General features: G+C 69.4%; 24 protein-coding genes. 8 read left to right on the top strand and 16 right to left on the bottom strand.

Annotated elements, in window-relative coordinates; translation table 11 throughout:
- Nucleotides 1–67: 67 nt before the first annotated feature.
- From ugpC to AB0M73_RS40890, 8 genes are all read right to left on the bottom strand, one after another.
- A complete protein-coding gene (gene ugpC, locus AB0M73_RS40925; protein ID WP_363903363.1) occupies nt 68–1,252 on the bottom strand; it encodes a sn-glycerol-3-phosphate ABC transporter ATP-binding protein UgpC in 1,185 nt (394 codons plus the stop codon).
- 7 nt (nt 1,253–1,259) lie between these two features.
- Entirely contained in the window at nt 1,260–2,093 is an 834-nt protein-coding gene (locus AB0M73_RS40920; protein WP_363903360.1) for a carbohydrate ABC transporter permease, read from the bottom strand.
- A complete protein-coding gene (locus AB0M73_RS40915) occupies nt 2,093–3,031 on the bottom strand; it encodes a sugar ABC transporter permease (RefSeq protein WP_363903357.1) in 939 nt (312 codons plus the stop codon). The genes AB0M73_RS40920 and AB0M73_RS40915 overlap by 1 nt, the downstream gene beginning before the upstream one ends.
- On the bottom strand, nt 3,028–4,305 hold the full coding sequence (locus AB0M73_RS40910; RefSeq protein ID WP_363903354.1) for an ABC transporter substrate-binding protein: 1,278 nt from the start codon (nt 4,303–4,305) through the stop codon (nt 3,028–3,030). The genes AB0M73_RS40915 and AB0M73_RS40910 overlap by 4 nt, the downstream gene beginning before the upstream one ends.
- Nucleotides 4,306–4,508: 203 nt before the next feature.
- Entirely contained in the window at nt 4,509–5,036 is a 528-nt protein-coding gene (locus AB0M73_RS40905; protein ID WP_363903351.1) for a general stress protein, read from the bottom strand.
- 77 nt (nt 5,037–5,113) lie between these two features.
- Nucleotides 5,114–6,310 (bottom strand): acyl-CoA dehydrogenase family protein, encoded by a 1,197-nt coding sequence (locus tag AB0M73_RS40900; RefSeq protein ID WP_363903348.1) that lies wholly within the window; start codon nt 6,308–6,310, stop codon nt 5,114–5,116.
- Between the two features lie 97 nt (nt 6,311–6,407).
- The gene (locus AB0M73_RS40895) at nt 6,408–6,569 is read right to left on the bottom strand and encodes a hypothetical protein (protein ID WP_363903345.1); all 162 of its coding nucleotides are present in this window, start codon (nt 6,567–6,569) and stop codon (nt 6,408–6,410) included.
- A gap of 238 nt (nt 6,570–6,807) precedes the next feature.
- Nucleotides 6,808–7,722, bottom strand: a complete 915-nt coding sequence (locus tag AB0M73_RS40890) for an aldo/keto reductase (protein ID WP_363903342.1) — start codon at nt 7,720–7,722, stop codon at nt 6,808–6,810.
- Nucleotides 7,723–7,840: 118 nt separating this feature from the next.
- Here AB0M73_RS40890 and AB0M73_RS40885 point away from each other — a divergent pair, with 118 nt between their 5' ends.
- The gene (locus AB0M73_RS40885; RefSeq protein WP_363903339.1) at nt 7,841–8,713 is read left to right on the top strand and encodes an AraC family transcriptional regulator; all 873 of its coding nucleotides are present in this window, start codon (nt 7,841–7,843) and stop codon (nt 8,711–8,713) included.
- Here AB0M73_RS40885 and AB0M73_RS40880 read toward each other — a convergent pair.
- On the bottom strand, nt 8,710–9,663 hold the full coding sequence (locus tag AB0M73_RS40880; protein WP_363903336.1) for an aldo/keto reductase: 954 nt from the start codon (nt 9,661–9,663) through the stop codon (nt 8,710–8,712). The genes AB0M73_RS40885 and AB0M73_RS40880 overlap by 4 nt on opposite strands.
- A gap of 192 nt (nt 9,664–9,855) precedes the next feature.
- Nucleotides 9,856–10,806 carry a CoA ester lyase gene (locus tag AB0M73_RS40875; protein WP_363903333.1) on the bottom strand — a complete coding sequence of 317 codons (951 nt, stop codon included), beginning with the start codon at nt 10,804–10,806 and terminating at the stop codon, nt 9,856–9,858.
- A gap of 130 nt (nt 10,807–10,936) precedes the next feature.
- Between AB0M73_RS40875 and AB0M73_RS40870 the strand changes: the two genes are divergently transcribed.
- Together AB0M73_RS40870 and AB0M73_RS40865 are read left to right on the top strand one after the other, a co-directional pair.
- Nucleotides 10,937–11,302 (top strand): hypothetical protein, encoded by a 366-nt coding sequence (locus tag AB0M73_RS40870; protein ID WP_363903434.1) that lies wholly within the window; start codon nt 10,937–10,939, stop codon nt 11,300–11,302.
- Nucleotides 11,250–12,095 (top strand): aminoglycoside phosphotransferase family protein, encoded by an 846-nt coding sequence (locus AB0M73_RS40865; RefSeq protein ID WP_363903330.1) that lies wholly within the window; start codon nt 11,250–11,252, stop codon nt 12,093–12,095. Before AB0M73_RS40870 ends, AB0M73_RS40865 begins: the two co-directional genes overlap by 53 nt.
- A 119-nt stretch (nt 12,096–12,214) precedes the next feature.
- Here AB0M73_RS40865 and AB0M73_RS40860 read toward each other — a convergent pair whose 3' ends face one another.
- Entirely contained in the window at nt 12,215–13,036 is an 822-nt protein-coding gene (locus AB0M73_RS40860) for a PhzF family phenazine biosynthesis protein (RefSeq protein WP_363903328.1), read from the bottom strand.
- Between the two features lie 22 nt (nt 13,037–13,058).
- On the opposite strand from AB0M73_RS40860, the gene AB0M73_RS40855 reads away from it, so the two are divergent.
- The 3 genes from AB0M73_RS40855 to AB0M73_RS40845 all read left to right on the top strand — a co-directional run bounded on the left by AB0M73_RS40855 (nt 13,059) and on the right by AB0M73_RS40845 (nt 15,799).
- Nucleotides 13,059–14,333, top strand: a complete 1,275-nt coding sequence (locus AB0M73_RS40855) for a CBS domain-containing protein (protein WP_363903325.1) — start codon at nt 13,059–13,061, stop codon at nt 14,331–14,333.
- The gene (locus AB0M73_RS40850; protein ID WP_363903322.1) at nt 14,326–14,895 is read left to right on the top strand and encodes a DUF1003 domain-containing protein; all 570 of its coding nucleotides are present in this window, start codon (nt 14,326–14,328) and stop codon (nt 14,893–14,895) included. Before AB0M73_RS40855 ends, AB0M73_RS40850 begins: the two co-directional genes overlap by 8 nt.
- Nucleotides 14,896–15,034: 139 nt before the next feature.
- Complete coding sequence (locus tag AB0M73_RS40845; protein WP_363903319.1) at nt 15,035–15,799, top strand: aminoglycoside phosphotransferase family protein; 765 nt, start codon at nt 15,035–15,037, stop codon at nt 15,797–15,799.
- A gap of 24 nt (nt 15,800–15,823) precedes the next feature.
- Here the strand turns inward: AB0M73_RS40845 and AB0M73_RS40840 are convergent, their stop codons facing one another.
- Nucleotides 15,824–16,969 carry an Mrp/NBP35 family ATP-binding protein gene (locus tag AB0M73_RS40840; RefSeq protein WP_363903316.1) on the bottom strand — a complete coding sequence of 382 codons (1,146 nt, stop codon included), beginning with the start codon at nt 16,967–16,969 and terminating at the stop codon, nt 15,824–15,826.
- 98 nt (nt 16,970–17,067) lie between these two features.
- Here AB0M73_RS40840 and AB0M73_RS40835 point away from each other — a divergent pair, with 98 nt between their 5' ends.
- Nucleotides 17,068–17,547, top strand: a complete 480-nt coding sequence (locus AB0M73_RS40835) for a MarR family transcriptional regulator (RefSeq protein ID WP_363903313.1) — start codon at nt 17,068–17,070, stop codon at nt 17,545–17,547.
- A 212-nt stretch (nt 17,548–17,759) separates the two neighbouring features.
- On the opposite strand, the gene tatB is transcribed toward AB0M73_RS40835, so the two are convergent.
- The 4 genes from tatB to sigE are packed head-to-tail and all read right to left on the bottom strand — an operon-like array spanning nt 17,760 to nt 20,970.
- Entirely contained in the window at nt 17,760–18,152 is a 393-nt protein-coding gene (tatB, locus tag AB0M73_RS40830) for a Sec-independent protein translocase protein TatB (RefSeq protein WP_043719078.1), read from the bottom strand.
- A 10-nt stretch (nt 18,153–18,162) separates the two neighbouring features.
- The gene (locus tag AB0M73_RS40825) at nt 18,163–19,722 is read right to left on the bottom strand and encodes a trypsin-like peptidase domain-containing protein (RefSeq protein WP_363903310.1); all 1,560 of its coding nucleotides are present in this window, start codon (nt 19,720–19,722) and stop codon (nt 18,163–18,165) included.
- 31 nt (nt 19,723–19,753) lie between these two features.
- A complete protein-coding gene (locus tag AB0M73_RS40820) occupies nt 19,754–20,371 on the bottom strand; it encodes a zf-HC2 domain-containing protein (protein ID WP_363903307.1) in 618 nt (205 codons plus the stop codon).
- Nucleotides 20,368–20,970: an RNA polymerase sigma factor SigE gene (gene sigE, locus AB0M73_RS40815; RefSeq protein ID WP_043719082.1), complete on the bottom strand. Its 603-nt coding sequence runs from the start codon at nt 20,968–20,970 to the stop codon at nt 20,368–20,370. Before sigE ends, AB0M73_RS40820 begins: the two co-directional genes overlap by 4 nt.
- Nucleotides 20,971–21,160: 190 nt before the next feature.
- On the opposite strand from sigE, the gene AB0M73_RS40810 reads away from it, so the two are divergent.
- Nucleotides 21,161–21,778: an O-methyltransferase gene (locus tag AB0M73_RS40810; RefSeq protein ID WP_363903303.1), complete on the top strand. Its 618-nt coding sequence runs from the start codon at nt 21,161–21,163 to the stop codon at nt 21,776–21,778.
- Nucleotides 21,779–21,869 lie beyond the last annotated feature (91 nt).

Below are 21,869 nucleotides of genomic sequence, written 5' to 3'. Positions count from 1 at the left end.
GGGTGATGCAGGGAAGGACGCCTTACCCTCGTTCAACGCGGGTAAGGCGTCCTTCCCTGCATGCTCCTTAATCGGCCGAATAGGTGAGGTTCGCTCCAGAAGCGGGGTCGAACAGCTGCACCTTGTCGGCGTCGAACCACACCTTGAGCGGCCGGCCCTCGGCCACGGTCGAGGCCGCCGACAACCGCGTGACCACCTGGTTGCCGCTGTCCGGCACGCCCGCGGAGCCGGCGTCGGCGGCCAGGTCGGCCAGGTCGCCGGCCTGCGCGCCCTCGCCTTCCACGGAGAAGTAGGCGTACTTCTCCGAGCCCATCGACTCCAACACCTCGATCTGTGCGTCGAACGTGGCGCCGCCGGCCAGCGCCGCCGGGTCGATCAGGGCGGCGTCCTCGAAGTGCTCCGGCCGCACGCCCATGATCACGTCACGTGGCGCGTTCGCGGCCTCGGCCGTGCGCCGCACCCGGTCGGTCAGCGTGACCGGGCCCAACGGCGTGGACAGGGCCCCGTTCTCCAGCGTGGCCGGCAGGAAGTTCATCGACGGCGCGCCGATGAAGCCGGCCACGAACAGGTTGGCCGGGTGGTCGTAGAGGAACTGCGGGGCGCCGACCTGCTGCACGAGCCCGCCGCGCAGCACCACGACCCGGTCGCCCAGGGTCATGGCCTCGGTCTGGTCGTGCGTGACGTACACGGTGGTGGTGCCCAGGTGCTTCTGCAGCCGCGACACCGAGGTCCGCATCTGCCCGCGCAGCTTGGCGTCCAAATTGGACAGTGGCTCGTCCATGAGGAACGCCTTGGGGCTGCGCACGATCGCCCGCCCCATGGCCACCCGCTGCCGCTGGCCGCCGGACAGGTTGGCCGGCTTGCGGTCCAGGTGCGGGGTCAGGTCGAGGATCCGGGCCGCCTCCTCCACCTTGTGCCGGACCGTGTCCTTGTCCACTTTGGCCAGCACCAGCGGGAAGGCCATGTTCTCCCGCACGGTCATGTGCGGGTACAGGGCGTAGGACTGGAACACCATGGCGATGTCCCGGTCCTTGGGCGCCCGCTCGTTCATCCGCTGCCCGCCGATGCGCAGCTCGCCGCCGGTGATGTCCTCCAGCCCGGCGATCATGTTGAGCGTGGTGGACTTGCCGCAGCCCGAGGGCCCGACCAGGATGATGAACTCGCCGTCCGCGATCTCGATGTCGACCTCGGACACGGCCAGCGCGCCGTCCGCGTAGCGCTTGGTCACCTTGTCCAGAACGATCTCGGCCATACCGGCCTCACCCCTTCACGGCGCCGGAGGTCAGCCCCGCCACGATGCGGCGCTGGAAGAACAGCACAAAAAGCACGATGGGAATCGTGATCACCACGGCCGCCGCGCAGATCTGCCCGGTCGGGTCCTCGAACTGGGACGCGCCGGTGAAGAACTGCAGGGCCGCGGGCACCGTGCGGGAACGGGTGGTCGCCGTGAGCGAGATGGCGAACAGGAAGTCGTTCCAGCAGAAGATGAACACCAGGATCGCGGTGGTGAACACGCCCGGCGCGGCCAGCGGCGCGATCACCCGCCGGAACGCCTGCCCCGGCGTCGCCCCGTCCATCTTCGCAGCCTTTTCCAGCTCCCACGGGATTTCCCGGAAGAACGCCGACAGGGTGTAGATGGCCAGCGGCAGCGCGAAGGTGATGTACGGCAGGATCAGGCCGGGCCAGGTGTCGAACAGGTTGATCGACCGCTCGATGGAGAACAGCGGCGACACCAGCGACACCTGCGGGAACATGGCCACCAGCAAGGAGAACCCGACCAGCACGGTCTTGCCGGGGAAGTCCAGCCGGGCGATGGCGTAGGCGGCCATCGTGCCCAGCACCACGGCGATCGCGGTGGCGATCAGCGAGATGCCGATGGAGTTGACCAGGGCCAGCAGGAAGTCGTCGGTCTTGAAGATGTCCAGGTAGCTCTGGAAGGACCATTCCTTGGGGATGAAGGAGCCGTCGCCGATCGTCGCCTTGGACTTGAACGACAGCGACAGCGTCCACAGCACCGGCACCAGCGCGTAGACGACCACGATCACGTCGATGATCGTCCACTGGACGCGCTTGCCGGTCGTGATGACGGCCATCAACGCCTCCCCGAGTCGGAACCGGGCGCGGCGGTGCCGAACACCTTGATGAACACGAAGGCGATGACCGCCACCGCGATGAAGATCAGCACCGACATGGTCGAGCCGATGCCCAGGTTCAGGCCGCGGATCAGGTTGTCGTAGGTCTGCATGGACACCGAGCCGGTGCCCTGCGAGCCGCCGGTGAGGATGAAGATGTTGTCGAAGATGCGGAACGCGTCCAGGGTGCGGAACAGCAGCGCCACCAGGATGGCCGGCTTCATCACCGGCAGCATCACCCTGGTGAACCGCTGCCACGCCCCGGCCCCGTCCATCGAGGCCGCCTTGAGCAGGTCGTCCGGCACCAGCGCCAGCCCGGCCATCAGCAGCAGGGCCATGAACGGCGTGGTCTTCCACACCTCGGCCAGCACGATCGCGCTCAGCGCCGGCAGCTTCTGGGTCAGCACGGCGGTGTCCGGGCCCAGCAGCGTGGCCAGGTAGCCGGTGCTCGGCGTCCAGGCGAACTTCCAGCTGAACGCGGCCACCACCGTGACGATGCCGTACGGGATAAGGGAAACCGTGCGCACCAGGCCGCGGCCGACCAGCGTTCGGTGCATGATCAGGGCCAGCGCCATGCCCAGCACCAGCTCGATCACCACGGAGACCACGGTGATCAGGGCGGTGGTGCCGAACGCCGTCCACCAGTAGCCGTTGGACAGCACGGTGCCGTAGTTGGCCAGCCCGACGAACTCCTGCTTGCCCGGGAACCTCAGGTCGTAGCGCTGCAACGACAGCCAGACGGAGTAGATGATCGGCCAGCCGGTGACCGCCAGCATCACGATCGCCGCCGGCGCGCACAGCAGCAGGCCCAGCCGCCGCTCGGCCCGCTTTCCCTCACTCAGCACGGGTTTCGCCTTCGCCCGATGGGCCGGCCGCGCCGTGTCGATGGTCTGGCTCACGGGAGCACCCCCTTGGAGTCCAGCGCGTCCTGGATCGCCTGCTTCATCGCGGCCGCGGTGCTCTGCGGGTCGATGGCCGACGGCGGCGACAGCAGGTTCTGCATGATGGTGGAGACGTTCTGGTAGGCGGGCGTGATCGGCCGGCTGGCCGCGGTGGCCAGCTCCGCCTTGATGTCGTCCTTCATCGGGTACGCCTTGGCCATGTCCGGCGCGTCGTACACGCTGGCCACCGTCGGCGGCACACCGTCGTTGACCGCCGAGTAGTCCTGCATCTTCGGGCTGCGCAGGCACAGCGCCGCCTTGAACGCCTCGTCCTTGTGCTGCGAATAGGCGCTGATGGCCAGGTTCTCGCCGCCGATGGTGACCCGGGACTGCCCGCCCGGCGTCATGCTCGGGTAGCGGGTCCATTTGAAGTGCGGGAACAGATCCGGCTTGTCCTGCTGCATGGATGCGTAGACATAGGGCCAGTTCAGCTCGAACGCCGCGTCGCCGCTCTCCATCAACAGCGCCGTCTGCTGCTCCTGTGCGCTGGACAGGCCGGCGTCGGTGACGCCCGAGGTGGCGAACTTCTTCAGCATCGCCAGGGCCTGCACCGCTCCGTCGTCCACGACCGCCTTGGTGCCGTCGTCGGAGACGAGCTTGCCGCCGGCCGACGCGGTCAGCGTGTTGAAGCCGACGACGAGGCCCTCGTACTGGGCGCCGGTGAAACTGATCTTGTAAGGCTTCTTCTGCGACTTCAACTGCTGCGCGTCGGCGATCATTTCGTCCCAAGTGGACGGTGGCTTGCTCACCAGGTCGTCGCGGTACCACAGCAGCTGCACATTGGTGTGCTTGGTGGCGGCGAACAACTTGCCGTCAAAGGTGGCCGAGGCCAACGGCCCGGCGAGGACGTCGTTTTTCGCCTCGGCCTCGTTCGCTCCGGTCCACGGCACGATCCAGCCGGCGCTGGCGAACTCCGGCGTCCACGTCACGTCGACGCCGAGGATGTCCAGGCTGGTGTCCCCGGCCGCCAGTCTTCGCACCATCTGCTCGCGCTGGCCGTCCGCATCGCGCGGGGCCGTCAGGTCGACGATGTGGTACGCGCCGTTCGCCTGCTCGTTGCACTGGTCGATGACGTTCTGGAAGTGCTGTTCCGGCGGGTAGTACACGGTGAGCGTGACTCCCCCGCCGGCACTGCCTCCGCAGGCGGCCACCAGTGGTGCGGCCAGTGTCGCGGCGGCCAGTGCCACCGCGCCCCGTCCCCACCCCGGGCGCCGGCCGGTTGGCTGTGCCATCGGTCCTGCCTCCCTTCGCTCCAGGGGGCCGAACCCGCGCGCCTACCGGCGGACCAGGAGTCCACCGGACCAGTTGCGGCACCCCGTTGTGCGGTGGTGGCAACCTATGGCCGGCGTTTTGGCAGCCGCAAGCGATCGGGGCAACGATTCAGACACCGGGCGTGCCTATTCCCCGGATGTACCAATGCCCGCCCGCGGTCACCTCACACGGCGCCGCCCGCCGGCCGCATGGCCAGCTTGGCCAGCAGATCCCGGCCCTGTTCGGCGTTGCGTGGCTGACACAGCACGTCGTAGCGGCCCGCGACCAGCTGGCTGGAGGACTGGAAGTCCCGCCGGCCCCGCGTGGAGGCGTAGCCGACGGCCGCGAACACCGTGAAGAACAGGACACCCAGCACCAGGCAGACGGCGATCTGGAGCAGGCCGCCCGTCTGCTGGCCGCCCGTGAACAGGCTCAGCATCACGCCCACGAACAGGCCGAACCAGGCGCCCGAGGCCGCGCCGGCGCCGAGCACGCGCCGCCACGACAACCGGCCCGTGACCCGCTCGACCAGCATCAGGTCGACCCCGACAATGGTCACGTCCTGCACCGGGAACTCGCTCTCGGCCAGGAAATCCACGGCGCGTTGGGCCAACCCGTACTCCTCGTACGAGCCGATCGGCCAGCCGGTCGGCTTGGTCGGCAGGCGCGGCGGACCGGCCTGTCGGTCCGGCGATGAGAACGAACTCGTCACCGATATCACCCCGTTCACGGTCGGTGGTCTCCCATTGTCCTCACGACCAACGAACCACGCGAACCGGGCGTGCCGCATCAGCCCCGGGACTGGTACTCCCGGAGCAGCCCACGGCTGATGATGGTCTTCTGGATCTCGCTCGTGCCCTCGCCGATCAGCAGGAAGGGGGCCTCGCGCATGAGGCGCTCGATCTCGTACTCCTTGGAGTAGCCGTAGCCGCCATGGATGCGGAACGACTCCTGCGTGACCTCGGCGCAGTACTCGGAGGCGATGAGCTTGGCCATGCCGGCCTCGACGTCGTTGCGCTGGCCCGAGTCCTTGAGCCGGGCTGCGTTGACCATCATCAGGTGTGCCGCCTCGACCTTGGTGGCCATCTCGGCCAGCTTGAAGGCGATGGCCTGGTGGTCGGCGATCTGGCGGCCGAAGGTCTTGCGCTGCTGGGCGTACTCGATGGCCAGCTCGAAGGCCCGGATCGAGATGCCGCAGGCCCGCGCGGCCACGTTGACCCGGCCCACCTCGACGCCGTCCATCATCTGCGCGAAGCCCTTGCCGGTGGCGCCGCCGAGGACCTGGTCCGCGCCGATCTCGTAGCCGCTGAACACCATCTCGGTGGTGTCGACGCCCTTGTAGCCCATCTTGGCGATCTTGCCCGGAATGGTCAGGCCGGGCGTCACCTCGCCGTAGCCCACCGGCTTGTCGACCAGGAAGGCCGTCAGGTTCTTGTGCGGCTTGTCCGCGCCCTCGTCCGTGCGGACCAGGACGGCGGTCAGGTTGGACGTGCCGCCGTTGGTCAGCCACATCTTCTGGCCGTCGATGACGTAGCCGTCGCCGCTCTTCCTGGCCCGCGTCTTGATCGCCGCCACGTCCGAGCCCAGGTCCGGCTCCGACATGGAGAAGGAGCCCCGGATCTCGCCCGTGGCCATCTTCGGCAGGTAGTGCGCCTTCTGCGCGTCCGTGCCGTGACGGGAGATCATGTGCGCGACGATGAAGTGCGTGTTGATCACGCCCGAGACGCTCATCCAGCCGCGCGCGATCTGTTCCACCACAAGGGCGTAGGTCAGCAGCGACTCGCCGAGCCCGCCGAACTCCTCGGGGATGGTGAGGCCGAACAGCCCCATCTCCTTCATGCCCTCGACGATGTCGGTCGGGTAGGCGTCGTCGTGCTCAAGGGCCTGGGCGTGCGGGATGATCTCCTTGTTCACGAAGTCGCGAACCGTGCTCAGGATCTCCTGCTGCACCTCGGTGAGACCGGCGGTCTGGGCGAGCCGGGCCATGGTCGTCCCCTTGTCGTCGCTGACTGGTTACCGGTGAGTATCCCCAACCAGCCGACGTCTCACCCTGTGAAGGTGCTCACCCGATCGGTTCAGCTGCTCAGCTGGCCCGCACCTGCACCGCGTCGCCGCAGGACCGGCACTGCTCCGCGAACACGTACACCGGCTGCTCGCATCCCCCGCAGGGCACGAAGCTGCGCTCCAGCAGATCGTCGTGACGCCGACGGCGGAACAGGTGAATCCCTCTCGAGTGCTTGGACATGACCCCAGCCTGAACCGATACCGGGGGTCCAACGCAAACCAAGGTTGCCTTCTGTGCGTTATGTCACCGTGATCAAACACACCCAGTGACCGAATACCACGATTTCCGTAGTCTGATCTTTGATCCGGCTCACAAACGGTAACACGTTCCTAGCGGTGCCGAATACATCGACAACGCCAGGAACGCGGTAAACCGCCGGCTCCGCAGTCCCGAAAGACTGCCCCGGAGGACATCCGGCTCACGGAGCCTTCGTGGGATCGCCCGTCGCCCAGGCCACCCCGTCACCGCGATCCATCTTCTCGATCGCCGCCATGTCCTCGTCGTCGATGTCGAAGCCGAAGATGTCGGCGTTGCGCCGGACGCGCTCGGGATCGGTGCTCTTCGGCAGCACCGGATATCCCTGCTGGACGGCCCAGCGCAGCAGGACCTGCGCCTCGCCGACGCCGTACTTCCGGGCCATCACCTTGAACGGGGTGTCCGCCTGCGCGCCGTCGACCTTCATCTGGTCCGACTTCGCACTGTCGTGCCCGTCGGCGGTACGCCAGGTGGCGAGCGGCACCAGGCTGCTGTAGGCGATGGGCGTGATCGCGTTGTCCCGGAGGTAGCGAACCAGCTCGGGCTTCTGCGACCACGGATGAAGCTCGACCTGGTTGGCCGCCGGCGCGGGCAGGCCGGCCGCGGTCAGCTCCTCGATGTGCCCGATGCCGAAGTTGCTGACGCCGATCGCGCGCGCCTTGCCCTGCCGCTGCAACTCGACGAGACCGCCCCACTGGGCGAGTCGGTGCTCGCGTTCGATCGGCACGTGGATCAGGTAGAGGTCCACGTAGTCCAACCCGAGCCGTTCGAGGCTCTCGTCGAGCGATGCCACCGTGGCTTCGGTGGTTTTCGCCGGCTGCCCCCAGGCCGGATTCCCGGGCCAGAGTTTCGTGGTGACGAAAAGATCGCTCCGCGCCAGCGCTTCGGACTCGAGCGCCTGCCTGATGCCGACGCCGACGCCCGATTCGTTCTGATAGCCCTCCGCGGTGTCGATGTGGCGGTAGCCGGCGCGAACAGCCTCACTCACCGCCGCGGCAACCGCGCCGTCATCGATGAGGTACGTGCCGAAACCGAGGTAGGGGATTTCGACGCCCGCGGTCAGCTTTGTGGTTCTCATTCGTTTCTCCTTGACACTCGACCGGCAACCCGCCGAAACGGCTTGCCCACTCATACACATTTTTGAGAGAATGCCCTGGTCCCAGCGGCCCTGCCGGGACGTCAACGGAGGCCGAACCGTGCACCTGGAACGACTCGTCGACGAAGCTTCCCGTCGTCTTGCCATGGCCGCGAATGGCCGTCACCAGGTCGTCCGGCCGATCAACGGCCTTCACATCCTCCGACACAGCGCAACCGGCACACTGGAAGCCTCGCTCTACGAGCCCGTCCTGTGCCTGATCCTGCAAGGCGGGAAAGAGGTGATGACCGGTGAGCGGATGTTGTCGCTCGGTCCGGGCGAGTGCCTCCTCGTGAGTCACGACCTGCCGGTGTGGTCCAGAATCACGCAGGCCCCTTATCTGGCCCTGGTGCTCGAAGTGGACATCGCCTCAATCAGAGAACTCCACGACAGCATCGCCGACTCAATGCTCGACGATGACCACGCCCGCGCGGCGGAGACTCATCAGGCCGATCCCGGGCTGTTGGACGCTTTGTTCCGATACCTGGCGATCGCCGACACACCCGCGGACGCGAAGGTGCTCGGCACGCTCACCGCGAAGGAAATCCATTACCGCCTGTTGACGGCTCCTTTCGGCGGCATGCTTCGCAGTCTCGTTCGCCGCGACAGCAATGCGAGCGCGATCGCCCGCGCTATCGGCTATATTCGCGACGACATCCGCTCGCCGATCTCCGTGCCGGATCTCGCGCGGCGGGTCGGCATGAGCGCGACGTCGTTCCACAAGCACTTCAAGACGATCACATCGACGACGCCGCTGCAGTACCAGAAGGAGCTTCGCCTGCTTGAGGCGCGGCGGCTGCTGAAGACGGGCGGCGCCATGGTGACCACCGCGGCGTACGACGTCGGCTACGAGAGCCCGAGCCAGTTCAGCCGCGAGTACACGCGCAAGTTCGGGTTTCCCCCGAGCCAGGACCTGGCCGACGCGGCCGGCTAGAACCGACTGCCGACCACACCATCATCGATAAGGGACTCGAGCCGACGCCGGTGCTCCGTCGACAGAGTCACGTCGCCCGCTGCCCAGTTCTCCGCCAGGCGTTCGGTTTTCCGCGTTCCCGGTATCGCCGCAAGCGAGTCATGGCGCGACAGCACCCAGGCCAATGCCACCTGTGCGGCGCTGGCCTCGAGCTCCGCCGCGATGTCGGAAACCCCGGCGGCCAACCGGCTGTTCGTGGCGATCGCCTCCTCGGTGAACCGCGGATTCGCCAATCGCCAGTCGCCGGGCTCAAGGTCGGCCCGCGACCGAATCGCCCCCGACAGGAAGCCTCGACCAAGCGGGCTGTAGGCGACAAACCCGATGCCCAGGCGCTTGGTCGTGGGCAGAATGTCGACCTCGACGTGTCGCGACCACAGCGAGTACTCGGTCTGGAGTGCGCTGACGGGATGCACCGCATGAGCGCGATCGATGGTTTCCGGGTCCGCTTCGGAAAGGCCGATGTAGCGCACCTTTCCCGCCTCGACGAGTTCGGCCATGGCGCCGACCGTCTCCTCGATCGGCGTGCCGGGGTCGACGCGATGCTGGTAGTAGAGGTCGATATGGTCGGTCCCGAGGCGCTCCAGCGAGGCATCGCAACAAGCTTTCACGTAGTCCGCCCGCCCGCTGACGCCTTGCCAGCCGCCGTCCGTGTCGCGGGACACGCCGAACTTCGTCGCCAAGGTGATTCGGTCGCGGCGGCCCTTGATCGCCTTCGACAACAGGATCTCATTGGTGAACGGGCCGTACATGTCCGACGTGTCCCAGAACGTGCACCCGATGTCGGCCGCCCGATCGAGAACGCGAAGATTCTGCGCCTCCGATGACGAGCCGTAGAACTCCGACATCCCCATGCAGCCCAATCCGATCGCGGGCACCCGGAGACCCGCCGATCCGAGATCGACCTCTCTCATTTCGCTGACGCCTTCCTTTGGAGGTGGTCACCTTATCCACCCCCAGGACCGCGCCGCCTGCCCGTTCCTTCGCATCGTATGCCTAATACTCCCGACACCGGTGACGTCGCCGAAGGCACGCTTGAGCTCCGCGACTGACGCCCGAGTCGGCCGAGCTCGAAATGGTCGAGAGGCCGAGATCCCTCGGCCGGATCACTCCACCGGCGGGGTCCACTTGTCGGTGCGGGTCATGGCGGCGGCGCGGCCCTTGCCGGCGATCACGAGGGCCATCTTGCGGGAGGCCTCGTCGATCATCTCGTCGCCGAGCATGACGGCGCCGCGCTGGCCGCCGCGGTCGGAGGTGAAGAACTCGTAGGCGTCGAGGATGTTCTCGGCGTGGTCGTAGTCGGACTGGTCGGGGCTGAAGACGGCGTTGGCGGCGTCGATCTGGCCGGGGTGCAGGACCCACTTGCCGTCGTAGCCGAGGGCGGCGGCGCGGCCGGCGACGCGGCGGAAGCCGTCGACGTCGCGGATCTGAAGGTAGGGGCCGTCGATGGCCTGCACGTCGTTGGCGCGGGCGGCCATCAGGATCCGCATGAGGATGTAGTGGTAGGCGTCGCCGACGTCGTAGCCGGGGGGCTGCTCGCCGACGACGAGGGACTTCATGTTGATGGAGGCCATGAAGTCCGCCGGCCCGAAGATGATGGTCTCGACCCGGGGCGAGGCGGTGGCGATGGCGTCGACCTCGACCAGGCCGCGGGCGTTCTCGATCTGGGCCTCGATGCCGATGCGGCCGACCTCGTAGCCCATGGTCTTCTCGATCTGGGTGAGCAGCAGGTCCAGCGCCTGCACCTGCTGGGCGGTCTGCACCTTGGGCAGCATCAGGCAGTCCAGGTTGGCCCCGGCCCCCTCGACGACCTCGACCACGTCCCGGTAGGTCCACTCGGTGGTCCAGTCGTTGACCCGCACCACCCGGGTCCGCTCGCCCCAGCCGCCCTCGTTGAGCGCGGCCACGATGGTCTTGCGGGCGGCCGGCTTGGCCAGCGGCGCGCAGGCGTCCTCCAGGTCGAGGAAGACCTGGTCGGCCGGGAGCGTCCGGGCCTTGTCGATCATCTTCTGGCTGGAGCCGGGGACGGCGAGGCAGGATCGGCGGGGACGCGGCACGGCGGTACCTCCCAAGAGGAAGTCAGCTCGGTACTGACCGGTAACTTACGGCGATGCTGGCACGGCCGGAGGGTGCCCGCCATTCGCTGAGTCACCCGTCACAGCCCCGTGCGAAGCTGAACCGGTGGAGATGACCCGTCTGCTCGACAACGCCCTGCGCAAGGCCGCCGCCGTGTGGATCACCGTGGACTCGGGCCCACGGCTGGTGTGGGCGCTGTGGCGCGACGGGGCCCTGTGGGTGGCGGTCGGCGGCGACGAGCAGCAGGTGCCGGGCCTGCGCGACGGCGTGACCTGCACGATCACGGTTCGCTCCCCCACCACGCACTCCCACCTGGCCGACGTCCGCGCCACGGCCGCCCTGGTCGAGCCGGAAAAAGAGGTGACGGACGCGCTTCGGGCCGCCAGACTCAACGCCGAGCCGGCCTGGACTGAGGTGTACCGACTTGATCCGGATTCCCAAGGATTTCACGGACACGGTGCTGAGCTGGGGCGATGACAACGCCACCCGCTGGCTGCTCGGCCTGCCGGAGCTGTACGCCGAATACCTCGACCGCTGGGACCTGACGTCGGCCGGCGCGCCGCTGAACGGGTTCTGCAGCGTGGTGCAGCCGGTGCGACGAGCCGACGGCACGCCGGCGATGCTCAAACTCGGTCTGCCGCACGAGGAATCCGAGCACGAGTGGCTCGCACTGTCCATATGGGACGGTGAAGGGGCCGTGCGACTGCTCGACCATCACGGCGAGGAGGGCGTGCTGCTGCTGGAGCGGCTGCACCCGGAAACCCTTACCGGCCAACCCATCGAGGACGCACTGCTGATCGCCGGGGACCTGCGCCGACGGCTGCGGCGGCCCGGCCCGGACGGCATGCGCACCCTGCGGGCCAACGCCCGCCGCTGGGCCGAGCAGTTGCCGACCGCCGAGGGCATTCCGCGCCGGATCATCGACGAGGCCGTGGACATCTGCCGCGCCCTGGGGCCGGCCTCGGGCACCGTGATGGTCAACGAGGACCAGCACTTCGAGAACATCCTGGCCGGCGACCGCGAGCCGTGGCTGGTGATCGACCCCAAGGTGCTGGTCGGCGACCCCGAGTTCGGCCTGGCCACGCTGCTGTGGAACCGCTTCGAGCCCGATCGCTTGCGGCACCGCCTCGACCTGCTGGTGGAGATCGAGGAGCTCGACGCCGACAAGGCCAGGGCCTGGTCCTTCGTCTCCGCGGTGGTCAACTGGCACCAGGCCGACGGCTGGGTCAACACCACCTGCCAGTCCATAGCCACCACCCTCGCCACTTAACACCCCGCGAGTCACGCTCTCCGGCAGTGCGAAATACGGTTTCGAGCAGTTCTGAGACCTGCGGCGCAGTTCTGCCCGAAACCGTATTTCGGTGTGTCTGAGAGCGTGACTCGCCGGGGTTAGAAGGTGAGTTGGCCGCTGGCTATGTGGACGACGTCGCCGCGGACGGTGGCGGCTTCGGGGGTGACGGAGCAGTACAGAGTGGACGGTCGGCCCATCTCGATGCCCTGGCGCACAACGATGTCGGCCGTCTCGGCGATCAGGCCGCGGTCGATGGCGAACACGCACAGGCCCAGCGCGGCGGAGCCGGTGGCGGCGTCCTCGCCCTGGTAGCCGAACATCCGGACGTGGGCCTCGCCGTCGACCAGGGAGAAGACCTCCACGCCGTGGTCGACGCCGGCGGCCCGCATCGCCGCCCGGTCGGCGACCGCCCGGCCCACGGCATCGGGCTTAACCCCCAAGTAGGCGAATTCCAGGCCACAACCGGCATGACCGGGGTCCACATCGGACAGATCGTCGACGGTCAACCCGACGGCGGCCGCCACCGCGGCGCGATCCAACCGGGCGCCGACCGTGCGCCGGCCGCCGCTGATCCGCGAGCCACGGGCGTCGACGACGACGGGCAGCAGGCCGGCCAGGCACTCCTGGACGGCCGGCCCGACGCCGATCACGCCGTCACGGGCCAGCAGCCAGGAGGTGCCGACGCTCGGATGGCCGGCGAAGGGCAGCTCCTCGGCGGGGGTGAAGATCCGCACCCGGTAGTCGGCCCCGGGCTGGGTCGGCGGCAGCGGGAAGGTCGTCTCCGCGTAGCCGAACTCGGCGGCGATGGTGCGCATCTGCCCGGCGGACAGCGCGTCGGCGCCGTGGACCACGGCGAGCTGATTGCCGGAGAAGGGGGTGTCGGTGAACACGTCGAGGACGTCGAAACGCAGCGTCGGCACGGGACAACGTTAGCCTTTGCCTGTGGCAGCCACAGACAGGATTTTTGTCGCCCAACTGGCCGGATTGCCGGTATTCGGCCCGGACGGCGAGGCGATCGGCAAGGTGCGCGACGTGGTGGCCAGCCTCCGGGCGGACCGCCTGCCGCCGCGGGTGCTGGGCATCGTGGTCGAGCTGGTGACCCGGCGGCGCATCTTCGTGCCGATGCTGCGGGTGGCCGGCATCGAGCCGCACGCCGTGGTGCTGTCCACCGGTTCGGTGAACATGCGCCACTTCCACCAGCGCCCCAACGAAGTTGTCGCCGTCGGGCAATTGTTGGACGCCCGGGTCGGCATCGAGGGCGGCACGGTCAGCGCCGTCATCATGGACGCCGCCATGGAGCCGACCCGGACCCGCGACTGGGAGATCAGCCGCGTGGCCGTCCGAGAGCGAACGGGGCGGCTGGGCCGCCGCGGCCCGGTGCAGGTGCTGCGCTGGGAGGACGTGGACGGTCTCGGCATGGCCGAGCTGTCCTCACAACCGCAGGGCGCCCAGCAGCTGCTGGCCCAGTTCGACCGGATGCGGGCCGCCGATGTGGCCAACGCCCTGCGCGACCTGCCGATCAAGCGCCGGTACGAGGTCGCCGACGCCCTGGACGACGAGCGGCTGGCCGACGTCATCGAGGAGCTGCCCGAGGACGACCAGAAGGATCTGCTCGGCCACCTCGACGACGAGCGCGCGGCCGACATCCTCGAGGCGATGAACCCGGACGACGCCGCCGACCTGCTGTCCGAGCTGTCCGAGCCGGACAAGAACCGGCTGCTGGAGCTGATGGAGCCGGAGGAGTCCGCGCCGGTCAGGCGGCTGCTGGAGTACTCCTTCGACACCGCGGGCGGCCTGATGACGCCCGAGCCGGTCGCGCTGACCCCGGACGCCACCATCGCCGAGGCGCTGGCCCGGGCCCGCAATCCCGAGCACACGCCGGCCCTGTCGAGCATGGTCTTCGTCTGCCGGCCGCCGACCGCCACGCCTACCGGCCGGTACCTCGGCTGCGTCCACCTACAGCGGCTGCTGCGGGAGCCGCCGTCCAGCCTGGTCGCCGGCGCGCTGGACACCGACCTGCCCCGGCTGCGGCCGACCGCGTCCCTCATCGAGGTGACGAAGTACTTCGCGACCTACAACCTGGTGTGCGCGCCCGTGGTGGACGACGAGGACCACCTGCTGGGCGCGGTCACCGTTGACGACGTGCTGGACCATCTGCTGCCCGAGGACTGGCGGGAGACCCTGCACCACGAGGAGGAGGGTGTCGCCAATGCCTGAGCTGACCTCGCGCCGGCGGCTCGACCAGCCCCGCGCGCCCCGGCGGTGGGCCATCGAGGTGGACCCGGAGGCGTTCGGCCGGTTCTCCGAGCGGCTGGCCCGCTTCCTGGGGACCGGCAAGTTCCTGTTCTGGCAGACGCTGATCGTGATCGTCTGGATCGCGCTGAACCTGTTCATGCTCAGCCTCCAGTGGGACCCCTATCCGTTCATCCTGCTCAACCTGGCGTTCTCCACCCAGGCCGCGTACGCCGCCCCGCTGATCCTGCTGGCCCAGAACCGCCAGGACGACCGGGACCGGATCTCGCTGGAGGAGGACCGGGCCCGGGCCGCCCAGACCAAGGCGGACACCGAGTTCATGGCCCGGGAGCTGGCGGCGCTGCGCATCGCCGTCGGCGAGGTGGCCACCCGTGACTACCTGCGGGGCGAGCTCGACCGGCTGCGGGCCGAGCTGGCCGGCGGCAAGAAGCGGGAGCGGACCCGCAAGTCCTCCACGCCCTCGGCCGAGCAGATCCGGGACGACCCGAGGTGGGACGACGAGGAGTCCGTAGCACACAAGAGTTGATCTTCGAATCGAGCTGCCCCCGAACCAGGAGAGCAGATCAACCTGGCAGTCGGGGTGAGAGCCGGGCGAGGCGGGCGTCAACGGGGCGAAGGGCGGGGCGATGCAGGCTTCTGACCTGCGAAAAGCGGTGACTTCGACATTGTCAACCGCTGCGGCGCTGGGCCTGGCCGCCCAGGACGCGATCGTGCTCAGCAACTCCAACAAGGTGATCCTGCGGCTGCTGCCGGGTGATGTCCTGGCCCGAGTGGCGCCGGTGGCGGATCAGAGCGCGCAGTTCGAGGTCGACCTCGCGTCACGGCTGGTCGGGAGCCCGGCGGCCGCCCTTGAGCCCCGTGTGGAGCCTCGCCCGTACGAGCGCGACGGGTTCGTGATCACGTTCTGGACCTACTACGAGCCTGGTCCGCCGGCCTCACCGGCGGACTTCGCCCAGGCGCTGCACCGATTGCACGCCGGAATGCGCGACCTCGACGTCCCCGCGCCGCACTTCACCGATCGGGTCGAGGAGGCCCGGCGGCTGCTGGCCGACCGCACCCTCACCCCGGACCTCCCGGATGACGAGCGAGACCTGCTCAGCCGCGTCCTGGACGGCGCGGAACGACTGACCGGCGGCCCCGAGCAGCTGCTGCACGGCGAGCCGCACCCGGGCAACGTCCTCACCACGAGCGACGGCCCGCTGTTCATCGACTTCGAGACGTGCTGCCGCGGGCCTGTCGAGTTCGACCTCGCCCATGCCCCCGACGAGGTCGCCGACCACTACCCGGGCGTCGACCAAGGCCTGCTGCACCAGTGCCGGACCCTGATGCTGGCGATGATCACCACCTGGCGCTGGGATCGCGACGACCAGCTCCCGGACGGACGCCGGCTGGCCGCCGAGTGGCTCGGCCGGCTGCGCACACTGGTGTGAGCAGCCGGCCGGTTCGGGGCCTGGTCAGCGGCCGGCGGGGCTCACCGACAGGAGACGGCCGGCGAGGCCGCGGGAGCGCACCGTGAGCTTCGCGGCCACGTCCGTCAGCACCTTCGCCGCCGGGGCCTCGGGGTCGGACAGCACGAGCGGGGTGCCGGCGTCGCCGCATTCCCGTAGGCGCGGGTCCAGCGGCACCTGACCTAGCAGCGGCACGTCCGAGCCGACCGCCTTGGTCAGGGAGTCGGCGACGGTCTTGCCGCCGCCGGCGCCGAACAGCTCCATGCGGCTGCCGTCGGGCATGTCCATCCACGACATGTTCTCGATGACGCCGGCCACCCGCTGCCGGGTCTGCAGGGCGATGGCGCCGGCCCGCTCGGCGACCTCGGCCGCGGCCTGCTGCGGCGTGGTCACGACCAGGATCTCGGCGTTGGGGATGAGCTGCGCGACCGAGATGGCGATGTCGCCGGTGCCCGGGGGCAGGTCGAGCAGCAGCACGTCCAGGTCGCCCCAGAAGACGTCGGCCAGGAACTGCTGAAGCGCCCGGTGCAGCATCGGGCCGCGCCAGACGACGGGGGCGTTGTTCTGCACGAACATGCCGATGGAGATGACCTTCACGCCGTTGGCCTGCGGCGGCATGATCATCTTCTCGACCTGGGTCGGCCGGGCCGTGGCGCCCAGCATGCGGGGCACCGAGTGGCCGTAGATGTCGGCGTCGACGATGCCGACGGACAGGCCGCGGGCGGCCATCGCGGTGGCGAGGTTGACCGTCATGCTGGACTTGCCGACGCCGCCCTTGCCGGACGCGACGCAGTAGACCCTGGTCAGGGAGCCGGGTTGGGCGAACGGGATGACCGGCTCGGCCGCGTCGCCGCGCAGCGACTTGCGCAGCTCGGAGCGCTGCTGGTCGTTCATCACGTCCAGCTCGACCTTGACGCCGGTGACGCCGGCCACCGCGCTGACGGCGGCGGTCACGTCCGCGGTGATCTTGTCTCGCAGCGGACAACCTGCCACCGTGAGGAAGACGGCCACGGTCACGGCGCCGTCTTCGCCGATGGTGACGTCCTTCACCATGCCAAGCTCGGTGATCGGGCGGCGGATTTCGGGATCCTGGACGCCGCCGAGGGCGGCCCGCACGGCGTCGGCACTGGGGAGTGGGGTCACGAGACCCATGCTACGAGCCGTTGTTACCGACCGGTCAGCCGGAGTTCTCCGAATCACGATAGGGGCACTGCGCGACCATCTGGACGCGTTCCGTAACATGGTGGGTCGTGCTGGACACAGGTAGGACCCGACTTCCCACCCGGACCGAGTTAGCCGTGTGGCGGTCATTCCTGCGGGCGCACGCCCGCATCGTCCGACATCTGGAGACCGAGCTCGTCGCCGAGCAGAGCCTGTCGCTGGCGTCCTACGACGTCCTGGTGCAGCTGGCCGAGGCGCCGGGACGTCGGATGCGGATGACGGAGCTCGCCGACGCCGTGCTGCTGTCCCGCTCCGGTGTCACCCGACTGGTCGACCGCCTGGAGCGGACCGGCCTCGTCACACGCGAGCGGGCCGACGGCGATGGCCGCGGCGTGGTGGCCGTGCTCACCCAGACGGGACTCGACCGGTTACGCAGCGCGTCCGGCGTGCACCTGGCCGGCGTGGTGCGTCACTTCGTCGAGGCGCTGGACGAGACCGCCATCGCCGCCTTCGGTCGCACGTGCGAGCAGCTCGCGGCGGCCTCGCCGCCGCTGCCCGACGCCCCCTGACGGATCACGGGGCTACGCCCCCGGCGGCGCGCACCGGGCCCTACCCTCGGCCGCTCGCTACCGTCACAGCAATCGTTCGCATCAGCGCCACCGATGACGTGAAGGGACCCTTCCTACACTCCGAGTGGAGGAATGGTCCCTTCCGAACACCAGACTCCGGCACGCAGAAGGGGCCCTCCCGATGTGGGAAGGCCCCTTCTGTGCGTCGTGGGTCAGGTGGCGTCCGGGTCGAACGGGGGACGCTCGCCCGGCGACAGCGGCCGCTGCTCCGGGCGCTGGGCGGCCGGCGGCTCGGCGGCCGCCGGGTAGCCGTTGGGCTTGTAGCTGGTGTCCTCGGTCGGGAAGTCCTCCAGCAGCGTGCGGGTCAACGCCCGTTTGGGGTTGAACTCGCGCAGCTGGCGCAGGTCCTCCAGCGGCTTGCGGAGCTCGTCGAACTCCGGGCCGAGCTCCGACCGGAGCTGGTCGCGAGCCCCCGTGGCGTAGTCCCGCACCTGACGTATGCCGTTGGCCAGCCAGGCGGCAGCACCGGGCAGTCGCTCGGGCCCGAGGATGAACAGGCCGGCGACGATCAGGACGAGGAGCTCGCCCCCGCTGATTCCGAACACGTCCCCCAGCCTAATCCGACTGCGTGGTGACCTGTAGCACCATCTGCCGCCCTTGCCTGACGATCGTGACCGGAACGGTCTCGCCGATGGTCCGCTCGATGATCGCGACGCTGAGTTCGTCGGCCGTGCGGATGGTCCGCCCGGCGAAGTTGGTGATCACGTCGCCCTCGGCGATGCCGGCCTTGGCCGCCGCCCCGCCCTGCTTGACGTTCTGGACCTGGGCGCCGTCGGTGGACACGGCCGAGACCGACCGCGCGTTGAGGCCGATGTCGGCGTGCTTGACCTGGCCGTCCTTGATCAGACCCTGGGCGATGCGCCGCGCGAAGTCGATCGGGATGGCGAAGCCGATGCCGATGGAGCCGCCGTCGGGGCCGCCGGCCGACAGGATGGCGCTGTTGATGCCGACCAGCGCACCGGTGTCGTCCAGCAGCGCGCCGCCGGAGTTGCCGTGGTTGATGGCGGCGTCGGTCTGGATGGCGTCGTAGGTGACGGGCGGGTCGCCGCCGTCGCCCGCGGCCTGCAGCGGCCGGTTGACGGCGCTGACGATGCCGCTGGTGACGCTGCTGGACAGGCCGAGCGGCGAGCCGATGGCGATGACCTCGTCGCCGACGGACAGGTTGCCGGACTTGCCGAGCTGGATCACGGTCGGATTGGTCACGGCGACCTTCACCACCGCGAGGTCGGTCTTGGGGTCGCGGCCGACGATCTTGCCGTCGGTCTTGGTCCCGTCGGCGAACACCACCCGCAGCGTGGCCGACGGGTCGGACGCCGCCGCCGAGACCACGTGGTTGTTGGTGAGGATGTAGCCGGCGCTGTCGATCATGACGCCGGAGCCGAGCCCGCCGCCGGTGCCGACCTGGACCTCGATCTGCACGACGGCGGCCTGGGTGCGCTTGACGATGTCGGCCACCGAGCCCGGCGCCGGCTTCTTGCCCGGGTCGTCGACCTGGGCCAGCGTGACGGAGCTGGTCAGCGGGTTGCCGGACTGCGCGATGCCCCAGCCGGCGACACCCCCGCCGACGCCGATCAGCAGCGCCACCCCGGCCAGCGTGGCCAGCGCGGCCGGCTTGACCCGGCGGCCGAACAGCAGCTCGGGCACGGACAGCATGGGGCCGGTCTTGGCGGCCGGCTTGGCCGTGGACTCGCCGTCCTTCTCGGCGCCGGCGGCCGGCGGGCCGAGGATCGCGCCGGCCCCCGGGTCACGCCACGGGTCACGGTCGGCGGAGTCCGGCCAGAACACGGGCTCAACCGTCGGCTCGGAGCCGTACGGGACGGAACCGGGCGCACGCTGCAACAGCACGTCGTCGGCACTGGCCGGGCGGCCGAAGGCCATGCTCAGCGCCTCGGGCGGCGGCGGGGCGAGCGCGATGGCGCCGTTGGTGGCGGCCGTGTCGGCGCGCGGCGCGAAGGCGCTGTCCACACCGTCGGGGCGGCCGAACTGGGCGGTCAGCGAGGGATCGACGGCCGGGCGGTCCAGCGGCCGGGGACCGATGCGGCGGCCCTCGCCGTCGTCGACGCCCGAGACCGGGGTCACCGGCAACTGTTCGGGGCTGGGCGGCTGCTCGTTCATCAACCGGAAGTGTGCCTCACCAGCGGTGAATTCACGGTGTAGGCAGCTGCGTGACCGTGGTCGGCGTGGTCGACGACTGCACCTGCATGACCTGGTTGGCGTCCACCGGCACGGTCACGTTGTCGCCGGACGGCGGGGTGTCGCCGTGCATGGTCACGATGGCGATCGCACCGAGCACCAGGCCCGACACGACGACGCCCGCGCCCTGCTTGGTGCGGCGGGAGACGCCGCGGTTGCCCAGGACGTTAGGACCGCTGCCGAGGGGCTGGGACGACCCGAAGGCGGGCCCGCTGCCGAAAGGGCGGAGCTTCTCGCTGGCCTTGCCCGGCCGCAGCACGGTGACCAGCTGGCCGTCCTCGGTGACGGCGAGGTTGTCGGGGCCGCTGGGCAGCTCCACGTCCTGGGGGATGGACATCAGCGAGGCCAGCAGGCCGGCCGAGGCGACCGGCGCGTTCGCCGACTTCATCGCCGACCGGGCGTGCCGCTGGGTCGCGGCCTCGGCGGCGCAGAACGGGCAGCGCGCCAGGTGCGCCGCCACACGGTCATGGGCGGTGGCCGACAGCTCGCCGTCGACGAAGGCCACCACCGCGTCCGGCAGCAGGTGCTGCTCCGGCAGGCTCGGCAGACTCCACCCGCGCAGCTCGGTCATCCCACGTCCTTCCGTGCAAGCTCGGCGCGACGCTCAAGGCTCGCGCGCAGGGCCTGCCGGCCCCGGTGGATGCGGCTGCGCACGGTGCCCAGCTTGACTCCGAGCGTGGCCCCGATTTCATCGTAGGACAGGCCCTCGACGTCACAAAGCACTACAGCGGCCCGGAATTCCGGCGGCAGCTCGTCCAACGCGGACTGGAGGTCGGGGTCCAGGTGGGTGTCCGAGTAGACCTGCTCGGGGCTCGGGTCGTCGCCCACGAGGCGGTCGGTGTCCTCGGGCAGGCCCTCCATGCGCAGCCGTGAGCGGCGGCGGGCCATGTCCAGGAAGAGGTTCGTCGTGATGCGGTGCAGCCAGCCCTCGAACGTGCCCGGCTTGTAGGAGGCCAGCGAGCGGAACACCCGGATGAAGGTCTCCTGGGTGAGGTCCTCAGCGTCGTGCTGGTTGCCCGACAGGCGGTAGGCGAGCCGGTAGACCCGGTCGGCGTGCTCGCGCACGACCTCGTCCCACGACGGCGGTGTCCAGGCGGCCTCGACCGGCGCGACGGCGACGGGGGCGGCGGCGACCGGCTCGGCGGCCGGTTCGGTCGTCTGAGTGCGCATCGGTGGTACGGCACCTCCAGCGGGCGGCTGCCCTTCGGTGGGGACAACGTGGCGGACGTCCCCGTTGTTCCCCTCTACTGTCGCCGCCGCGCTTATAACCATCGTGAGAGAGGCCTGAGAGCAGTCTGAGAATGCTCCGATGCGGGTTGTTCACCCAGAATGGCCCTCCGCGCCGCTAACCTCGCACATTGTGACGCTCCGGGACTACGTGGACGGCTACGCCGCCGAGGACGAGGTCACCTCGGCCGCACGGGCCCGGGGGACCGAGTTGGGCTGTGTGCCCGTCGGCGTCACCGGCGGGGCCGCCCTGCGTTTCCTGGCCGCGTCCCTGCAGGCCAAGGCCGTCGTGGAGATCGGCACCGGGGCCGGCGTGAGCGGCCTGTGGCTGCTCGGCGGCATGGCCCGTGACGGCGTGCTGACCTCGATCGACGTGGAGCCCGAGCACCAGCGGGTGGCCCGGCGGGCCTTCTCCGAGGCCCGGATCAGCCCCGGTCGCACCCGCCTGATCATGGGCCAGGCCCTCGACGTGCTGCCCCGGCTGACCGACGGCGGCTACGACCTGGTCTTCGTCGACGCCGCCAAGCAGGAGTACCCGCGCTATCTGGACCACGGTGTCCGGATGCTGCGCCCCGGCGGCGTCATCGCCTTCGACAACGTCTTCTGGAAGGGCAAGGTCGCCGATCCCGCCGACCGGGACGCCGAGACCCAGGCCATCCGCGAGACCAACAAGGCCGTCCGCGAGGACGACCGCCTGGTGTCGATCATGCTCCCGGTGGGCGACGGCCTCCTCGTCGCCGCCAAGCGCTAGCTGTACTGCCCCGGGAGGTTGTGAACGGGTGGACACGTGAGCCGATGATGTTGAAATGAGGGAGGGCCTCCAGGTTCGGTGTGGATTGCGA

This window comes from Kutzneria sp. NPDC051319 (genome assembly GCF_040682195.1).
Lineage (GTDB): Bacteria > Actinomycetota > Actinomycetes > Mycobacteriales > Pseudonocardiaceae > Kutzneria.
This window is presented reverse-complemented; position numbering and strand designations above follow the sequence as displayed.